The organism is Aequorivita vitellina (genome assembly GCF_022008365.1).
Taxonomy (GTDB): domain Bacteria; phylum Bacteroidota; class Bacteroidia; order Flavobacteriales; family Flavobacteriaceae; genus Aequorivita; species Aequorivita vitellina.
Genome location: NZ_JAIRBA010000191.1, coordinates 1 through 311, shown reverse-complemented (window position 1 = coordinate 311; position 311 = coordinate 1). Strand labels below are relative to the sequence as shown.

Annotated in this window: 1 protein-coding gene; it reads right to left on the bottom strand. The window is 47.6% G+C overall.

Going from position 1 to position 311, the window contains the following annotated elements; all coding sequences use genetic code 11:
* A partial coding sequence (locus K8089_RS16470) for a hypothetical protein (protein WP_237604357.1) occupies positions 1-311 on the bottom strand: 311 nt, incomplete at both ends.

Genomic DNA, 311 nt, shown 5'->3' with positions numbered 1-311 from the left:
GGGGGTACAATTATATTGTAGTCGCACAGTACAATAGGGTCTGGCGTTACAGGGTTTGGATTGCTGATTACCTTTATGGTAAGGGTCGTAAAGGATACACAAGCGCTGTTGCTATCTTCCACGCGTACGTAAAGTACTTGTGGGTTTATCGGGTTGCCGTTAGGGTTCACATTTACATAAGCGGTATCGGGATCGATACGGTTGGTGTTGTCCTGCGCGTCCTGCTCTGTTAAAAAGTAGGTTACGCCTTGGGTAAGCACGCCGTTGGTTATTTCAGCGTTCTTCTGGGTTAGGTCAAAAGTGGTCATCCC